This is a genomic window from Burkholderia sp. HAN2018, from assembly GCF_024704855.1.
Taxonomy (GTDB): Bacteria; Pseudomonadota; Gammaproteobacteria; order Burkholderiales; family Burkholderiaceae; genus Burkholderia; species Burkholderia cepacia.
The window spans coordinates 1-7,564 of sequence record NZ_QOBB01000292.1; the positions used below are offsets into that span (position 1 = coordinate 1).

Here is a 7,564-nt window from a genome sequence, read left to right on the forward strand (position 1 = left end):
CAGATCGGCGAGCACGCGCGCGGCGATCACGCCGGGCCGATGGCCGGGCGGCGGCGCATCGGGCGCCGCGCGCCAGCGGGCGAGCACAGCCTTCACGACGCGACGTGCTCGTTGCGCAGCACTTCTTCCACCGGCACCGGCTTGAACGGATGACGGCGCTGCACGACGAGCGTCCAGAACAGCGCGTACAGCGCGGTGAGCCCGAGCATCGCGCCGAACGGCACGTAGATGTCGCGCGCGTTCATGCCCGGCGGCGTGATGTACCAGATCGCGAGCACGATGCCGACGCTCGACACGATCTGCGGCAGCGGGAACAGCGGCGAACGGTACGGGCGCGGCAGGTCCGGGCGGCGAATCCGCAGCATCACGACCGACGCGGTGACGAGCAGGTACGCGGTGCCCCATGCGCAGGTCGCCGCGAGCACGAGGTGCAGGATGCTGTCGAGATTGCCGTTGATCAGCCACGCGTGGAAGATCGGCACGATCGCCGCCGCGACGATGCCGACCACCGGCGTCTTGAAGCGCGGATGCAGGTACGCGAAGCAGCGCGGCAGCGCGCCGTCGATCGCCATCCCGTACAGGATGCGCGGCAGCCCGGCCATCAGCGTGTTGATCGTCGCGGCGCCCGCGCACAGGAACGCGATGCCGAACCAGATGCGGCCGAAGGGCCCAAGCACCTGCAACGCGAACGCAGGAATCGCGCCCGGCGTGTCGAGCAGGTGCGTGAGGCCGTCGGGGCTCACGGGCACGTTCGCGACCTGGCGGCGGATCGCCGCGCCGTACAGGAACATGCAGATCGCGACGCCGACGAGGCCGAGCGCCATTGCGCGCGGAATCGTCTTGCCCGGCGCCTTCATTTCCGGCGCGAGCGGCGTGACGAACTCGCAGCCGACGAACATGAACATCGCCATCCCGACGAGCGACAGCACGGCCGGCACCGACGTGCCGACTTCCGAGCCGCCGAACCAGCCGTCGAGATGCACGGCCGGCGCGGCCGCGAGGCCGAGGATGCCGAAGATCATCAGCGACAGCCACATGCCGGCCGTCAGCACGATCTCGAGCTTGCTGAACACCTTGATGCCGATGATGTTGGTGATCGCGAACGTGACCACGAGACCGACGCCGACGAGCCACGAGCTGTTGTGCTTCTCGAACGCGGCATTCAGCGATTCGAAATTGACGAGCGCCATGATGCCGCTCAGGATCGTTTCCGCCGTGCCGGCGAACACGTGCACGAGGAAATACGCGGAGATCGTGCCGGTGATCGCCCAGAAGCGGCCGAGCCCGCACGACAGGTAATCGTAAACCGAGCCGGCCGTCGGCAGCATCGCGGCGGCTTCCGAGAACGTGGTCGCCTGCGCCTGCATCATCACGAACGCGATGATCATCGCGACCGCGAACGCCCAGCCGCCCATCCCGAAGCCCGATGTCGCGGTGAGGATCACCGGGCTTGCCATGATGAGGCCGACGGCGCTCGCCAGCGCGGTCGGAAAGCCGACCGCACCCGCCTTCAGCGCCGTGCCGCCGCCTGCCTCGGCCGGCGTGCCGGCGGGCGCGCCGCCCGCGGCGCCGGTAATTCCTGACCATCCCGACATCTTCGTCTCCTTCCTGAACGGGCCCGAACCTGCGCTCCGGCAGCTATCGGGGCCCCATGCTTTGCGGTCGGCCCGGGGCGGCGCTTCAGCGCTTCGATTCCCGGGCCCCCTGTCGATCACACCTTGATCCGATGTCGAAAAAATACGCAGGCAAAATAATCCGGTCATAGCGCAAATCGGCAAACCGGCGGCGGCCGCGCCGAACGCCGCCGGCGTGCCGTTACGCGAACGGCACGGCCTCGAAGCCCGCCGCGAGCGCGTCGACGATCCGGTCGAGCTGCTCGCGCTGGATCACGAGCGGCGGCGACAGGATGATCTTCGTGCCGACCGGGCGCACCAGCACGCCGTTCTCGCGCGCGACTTCCGCGACCGCGTTCGCGTAGCCGGACAGCGGGTCGATCGGCTCGCGCGTGTCCTTGTTCGCGACGAGGTCGAGCGCGAGCATCAGCCCCTTGCCGCGCACCTCGCCGACCGCCGCGAAACGTTCTGCGAACGGCTGCAGCGCTTCGAGCAGATACGCGCCCTGCTTCGCCGCATTCGCCGGCAGGTCTTCCTTCACGACGATGTCGAGGCTCGCGATCGCGGCCGCGCATGCGACCGGGTGGCCCGCATACGTGTAGCCGTGCATGATCGCGCCGCCGAAATCGGCGTTCGCGGCGAACGCGTCCTCGATCCGCGCGTTCACGACCGTCGCGCCGAGCGGCACGTAGCCCGACGAGATCCCCTTCGCGAGACACATGATGTCCGGGCGCACGCCCCAGCCGCGGCTGCCGAACAGGCTGCCGCTGCGGCCGAAGCCCGTCACGACTTCATCGGCGATCAGCAGGACGCCGTAACGGTCGCACACCTCGCGCACGAGCGGCCAGTAGTTGGCCGGCGGCACGATCACGCCGCCCGCGCCCTGGATCGGCTCCGCGATGAATGCGGCCACCGTGTCCGGGCTCTGGAACTGTATCTCGCGCTCCAGCATTTCCGCGCAGATCCGGCCGAGTTCTTCGGGGTCCTGCGTGAACGGGTTGCGATACAGCCACGGCGTCTCGACGTGGAAGCAGCCCGGCAGGTTCGGCTCGTAGTTGCGGCGGAACACCGTGTTGCCGTTCACCGACGCGCCGCCGAAGTGCGTGCCGTGATAACCCTGCTTCAGCGAGATGAACTTCGTGCGGTCGGCCTGGCCGCGCACCTTCCAGTACTGGCGCGCGATCTTCAGCGCGGTCTCGATCGAATCGGAGCCGCCCGAGCTGTACAGCACGCGGCGCATCCCTTCCGGTTCGAGCAGGTCGATCACCTTCTTCGACAACTCTTCCGCGCGCGGATGCGAGATCCCGTCGAACAGCTGGAAGTATTCGAGCTCGTCGAGCTGGCGCACGATCGCGTCCTTCACTTCCTGGCGGTTGTGGCCGACGTTCACGTTCCACAGGCCCGCGACGCCGTCGACGAGCTTGCGCCCCTGTTCGTCGAACACGTAGCAGCCGTCGCCGCGCACGATGCGGATCGGCTTGCGCTGCTTCATCTCGTTCGGGTGCAGCATCGGGTGCCAGAATTTTGCTTCGTTGTAGCTCATTGCAGTCTCCACGGTCGGATCGTTTGAACCTGGGTCGTCCGGGTTCAGGGTTCGAGGTTGATGCCGCGCGTCAGTGCGCGATGCAGACGGATTTGGTTTCGGTGAAGCCTTCGATCGCGTACTGGCCGAACTCCCGGCCGATGCCCGATTGCTTGTAGCCGCCGAACGGCATCGACGGATCGAGCGGGATATGGCAGTTCACCCACACGGTGCCGGCCTCGATCTGCGGCACGAGGTTCATCACGCGCTTCAGGTCGTTGCTCCAGATGCTCGCGGCGAGGCCGTACGGCGACGCGTTCGCGAGACGCACCGCGTCGGCCGCGTCGTCGAACGGCACGACGACGATCACCGGGCCGAACACTTCGTCGCGCACGATCGCGCTGTCCGGATGCGGATCGGCGATCACGGCCGGCTTCACGTAGTAGCCGGGCAGGTCGTCGGCCGGCGTGCCGCCCGCGAGGAACGTCAGGCCCGCGCGGCGCGCGCCCTCGATGTGCTGGACGACCTTGTCGCGATGGTGCGCGGAGACCAGCGGGTTGATCTGCGCGGTCGTGTCGAGTCCCGCGCCGAGCTTCATCGACTGCGCGACGCCTGCGAGGCCGTCGGCAAGCTGCGCGAACTTGCTGCGGTGCACATAGATGCGCGACGCGGCCGCGCACACCTGCCCCTGGTTGAAGAACGCGCCGGCGGCGACGCCGTCGAGCGCCTGTGCGACGTCGACGTCGTCGAGCATCACGATCGGGTTCTTGCCGCCGAGCTCGAGCGAGAAGCGCGTCATGTTCTGCACGGCCGCCGCGCCGACCAGCTTGCCGGTCGCGGTCGAGCCCGTGAACGAGATCTTCGCGATCGACGGGTGGCCCGCGAGCGCGGCGCCGCACACGCGGCCGCCGGTGACGACGTTGAACACGCCGGGCGGCACGCCGGCTTCGCGTGCGAGCTCGGCCAGGCGCAGCGCGGTGAGCGGCGTTTCCGGCGACGGCTTCAGCACGATCGTGCAGCCGGCCGCGAGCGCGGGGATCAGCTTCCACACCGCGATCATCAGCGGGAAATTCCACGGCACGATCGCGGCGACCACGCCGACCGGCTCCTTGCGCGTATAGGCCGTATAACGCGCGCCGGGCGGAAACGGGATCGACACGTCGAGCGTCTGGCCGGTGATCTTGGTCGCCCAGCCGGCCATGTAGCGCACGTATTCGACGCTCGCGCCGACCTCGATCGCGCGCGACACGTGAATCGACTTGCCCTGGTTCAGCGTTTCGAGCTGCGCGAGCGTTTCGGCGTCGGCCTCGATCAGGTCGGCGAGTTTCAGCAGGATGCGTTCGCGGTCGGCCGGGCGCAGGCCGCTCCACACGCGGGTGTCGAACGCGTGCTTCGCGCTGGCGACCGCGCGGTCGACGTCGCGTTCGTCGGCGTCCGCGACCGTCGCGAGCCGCTCGCCCGTCGCGGGATCGTACACGTCGAGTCGCGCGGCCGCGTGGGCGGGCTGCATTTCGCCGTCGATGAAGAGGCCAAAATCGCGCGCAACGAAAGTGCGCACGGTGTCGCTGACGGCGACGAAGGTCGTGGTGCTCATGGGCGTCTCGAGGATTGTCGTGGCTGGACCGCGTGCGTGTGAGGCACGCGGGCGTCGGACCACTGTATCGACGAGGGTTCCCGCCCGGTGAGCGCAAATTGGCAGCGCGTGGGGAGAAGGCGGCGGGGCCGAACCGCGCGGGAGGTCAGGCGCGGCGAGGCGAGGTGAAAAGCCGGTGCGGGAACGGACTGAAAGGCTAGTTTCTGAAACCGTGCCCCATCGACGCCAGGAAATCGTATGCCTGGTAATCCAGCCAGTAAATGCCGAGCGCAAGCGGGATCAGGAAATACAGCGAGTCGTAAGTCCCGCTTCGCACGGTTCTGATGATGAAGATCGGTAGTGCAATGCTCAAGGCGATGACCACCAGCGAAGCGGCAATGATTGCGACGTCCATGTTCGCGGCCCTTTGATTGTTATCGAAACGACGAGCGTACATGGTCAGCAGCGCTTGGCGTGGGAATTCACGAATCGGCGATCGCGAAGGTTCGAAGTCCGGGCCGCAATTATCCGATGAATTACAGGAACAGCGCCCCCACCAGTTCGGTGCGGTTCGACACGCCGAGCTTGCGGTACATGCGCATCAGGTGCGTCTTGACGGTCGGCTGGCCGAGCGCGAGATCGCGCGCGATCTCCTTGTTCGAGCGGCCGTCGCGCACGAGGCGCGCGATCTGCTCCTCGCGGTAGGTCAGCCGCTCCTCGCAGCCGATCCGGTGGATCCCGCGCCGCGCGCGCAGCAGCGGGCTCAGCGCGGCTTCGGCAACCGGCTGCAGCCCTGCGAGCGCATCGATCTCGCCGGGCGCGAACCGCCCGGCCGTGGCGTTGCCGGCCGCGCTGCCGCGCGCGTCGCCGGCCCCGAAGCGCAACAGCGAGAACGCGCCGACCGTCCGGCCCGCGTCGCGCAGCCAGATCTCGACGACGTCGGCCACGTCGTGGCGCCGCAGGAAACGGGTCCAGTACGCGGACGCGTCGCGTCTTTCGTCAGGCAATTGCGACGCGAGCGTGACGACCGCGCGTTCGCCCGCCGCGCAACGCGACGGATGCAGCGGATCGAGCATCCGGTAGCGTGCGACATAGGTGCGATGCATCGATTCCGGCATCCCGAACAGCTCGAAATCGGCCGGCTCGCCGCTCTGGTCGAGCCGGTAGAACACGATCGCGGACGGGCTCGCGAACGCGTCGAACGCATCCACGCACGCGCGCAGCGCGCGTGGCCAGTCTTCGGAGGCCGGGTCGGCGGGAACGGTTGGGAGCGGCATGGTGGAATCGGCTGGCGGCCGCGAACGTCTCGAAAATCGAAGTTCGGGCCAGCCTATCGGCGCCGAAAAGCGCCGGTGAGCACAAATCGGCAAATCGTCCCGGTTTGGCGGCGGTGACTGGTGTGGCTGGTGCAGCCGATGCAGCCAGTGCAGCCAGGACGACACAGGCGCGCGACGACGCGCGCGCCGCGTGTCAGCGCGCGTTCGACGCGAACGTGTCGCAGGCGCTCAGCTCGCCCGATTCCATCCCGCGCCGCAGCCAGTACACGCGCTGGTCGCTGGTGCCGTGCGTGAAGCTCTCCGGCACGACGTAACCCTGCCCTTGCTGCTGCAGCCGGTCGTCGCCGATCGCGGCGGCCGCCTTCAGCCCCTGCTCGAAATCGCCGGGTTCCATCAGCCGCTGGTTCGCGCGCTGCGCGTTGTTCGCCCATACGCCGGCAAAGCAGTCGGCCTGCAGCTCCATCCGTACCGACAGCGCGTTCGAGTGCGCCTGGCTCGCCCGCCGGCGCGCGGCGTCGACCTTGTCGGAAATGCCGAGCAGGTTCTGCACGTGATGGCCGACTTCGTGCGCGACCACGTAAGCCTGCGCGAAATCGCCGCCCGCGCCGAAACGCCGGCGCAGCTCGTCGTAGAAACCGAGATCGATATACACCTTGCGGTCGGCCGGGCAATAGAACGGCCCCATCGCCGTCTGGCCCGTGCCGCATGCTGTCGGGGTCGAGTTCGTGAACATCACGAGCGTCGGCGGCTGGTATTGCGCATGCAGCTGGGTATTGAACACGCCCGTCCACGTGCGCTCGATATTGCCGAGCACCTTGCGCGTGAACACCGCGCCCGGATCGTTCGCCGGCACGCCCTGCCGCTGCGTGGGCGCGGGCTGCGCCTGCTGCTGGCGGCCCTGCAGCGCCGATGCGCCTTCGAGCACCACGCGCGGGTCGATCCCGAAGAAATACGACGCGGCGAACGCGATCACGATCGTGCCGATGCCGATCGTCGCGCCCCGCCCGCCGCCGAACCCGCCGGCGCCACGGCGATCCTCGACGTTCGTGCTTTCCCTTTCGTCGTCCAGCCTCATAACCGGCCCTCCCTGTTCCTGTCGATGGCCGGCGCGCGGGCGCGCAACCGGGCGATATGTTGTGTGGTCGCGGCACGATCGTTCGGCAGAGGCAACGCCTGCGTGCCGGGATCGCCGGCCCGCCGCTCCGCTCGCACGACGGAATCGGCCGGCCATGCGCCGCGCGTCGATACGCGGCTCGCCCGCGCTATTCTGCCGGGCTTTCGTGACTTATCGCAAAAATGTGGAGGATAGTGCGATTCGGCGCCGGACATCGTCAGCCTTTGCAAAATGGCCCGCGCCCGCCTCCGGTCGCCCGCTCCGGATGCCGCCCGCGTTCATCCCTTCGGCTGATACCGGCGCTCGCCGGCCCCGCCTAAAGTGACCGGAAACCACCCCTTTCCGGAGCACGACATGACACACCCGCCCCCCCGCACGATCGCAATCACAGGCGCCGGCACCGGCATCGGCGCCGCGTGCGCGCGCCGCTTCGCACGCGGCGGCGACCGCGTCGTGCTGATCGGG

The 7,564-nt window shown here is 68.4% G+C and carries 6 protein-coding genes; all 6 read right to left on the reverse strand.

Annotation, left to right across the window (positions count from 1 at the left end):
* Positions 1 to 92 precede the first annotated feature (92 nt).
* The 6 genes from DPV74_RS37000 to DPV74_RS37025 all read right to left on the reverse strand — a co-directional run bounded on the left by DPV74_RS37000 (position 93) and on the right by DPV74_RS37025 (position 7,060).
* A complete protein-coding gene (locus DPV74_RS37000) occupies positions 93 to 1,595 on the reverse strand; it encodes an APC family permease (RefSeq protein WP_021163647.1) in 1,503 nt (500 codons plus the stop codon).
* Positions 1,596 to 1,815: 220 nt separating this feature from the next.
* Entirely contained in the window at positions 1,816 to 3,156 is a 1,341-nt protein-coding gene (locus DPV74_RS37005; RefSeq protein WP_059525778.1) for an aspartate aminotransferase family protein, read from the reverse strand.
* Between the two features lie 70 nt (positions 3,157 to 3,226).
* A complete protein-coding gene (locus DPV74_RS37010) occupies positions 3,227 to 4,729 on the reverse strand; it encodes an aldehyde dehydrogenase family protein (RefSeq protein WP_119338987.1) in 1,503 nt (500 codons plus the stop codon).
* Positions 4,730 to 4,925: 196 nt separating this feature from the next.
* Entirely contained in the window at positions 4,926 to 5,123 is a 198-nt protein-coding gene (locus DPV74_RS37015) for a hypothetical protein (RefSeq protein ID WP_027789464.1), read from the reverse strand.
* 121 nt (positions 5,124 to 5,244) lie between these two features.
* Entirely contained in the window at positions 5,245 to 5,985 is a 741-nt protein-coding gene (locus tag DPV74_RS37020; RefSeq protein WP_119338988.1) for a LuxR C-terminal-related transcriptional regulator, read from the reverse strand.
* 193 nt (positions 5,986 to 6,178) lie between these two features.
* On the reverse strand, positions 6,179 to 7,060 hold the full coding sequence (locus DPV74_RS37025; protein WP_027789466.1) for a neutral zinc metallopeptidase: 882 nt from the start codon (positions 7,058 to 7,060) through the stop codon (positions 6,179 to 6,181).
* Between the last annotated feature and the right edge of the window lie 504 nt (positions 7,061 to 7,564).

What these genes read in the sequence shown, in the direction of transcription:
- DPV74_RS37000 (WP_021163647.1), bottom strand. Translation starts at nt 1,595, where the DNA reads ATGTCGGGATGGTCAGGAATTACCGGCGCCGCGGGCGGCGCGCCCGCC.
- DPV74_RS37005 (WP_059525778.1), bottom strand. Translation starts at nt 3,156, where the DNA reads ATGAGCTACAACGAAGCAAAATTCTGGCACCCGATGCTGCACCCGAAC.
- DPV74_RS37010 (WP_119338987.1), bottom strand. Translation starts at nt 4,729, where the DNA reads ATGAGCACCACGACCTTCGTCGCCGTCAGCGACACCGTGCGCACTTTC.
- DPV74_RS37015 (WP_027789464.1), bottom strand. Translation starts at nt 5,123, where the DNA reads ATGGACGTCGCAATCATTGCCGCTTCGCTGGTGGTCATCGCCTTGAGC.
- DPV74_RS37020 (WP_119338988.1), bottom strand. Translation starts at nt 5,985, where the DNA reads ATGCCGCTCCCAACCGTTCCCGCCGACCCGGCCTCCGAAGACTGGCCA.
- DPV74_RS37025 (WP_027789466.1), bottom strand. Translation starts at nt 7,060, where the DNA reads ATGAGGCTGGACGACGAAAGGGAAAGCACGAACGTCGAGGATCGCCGT.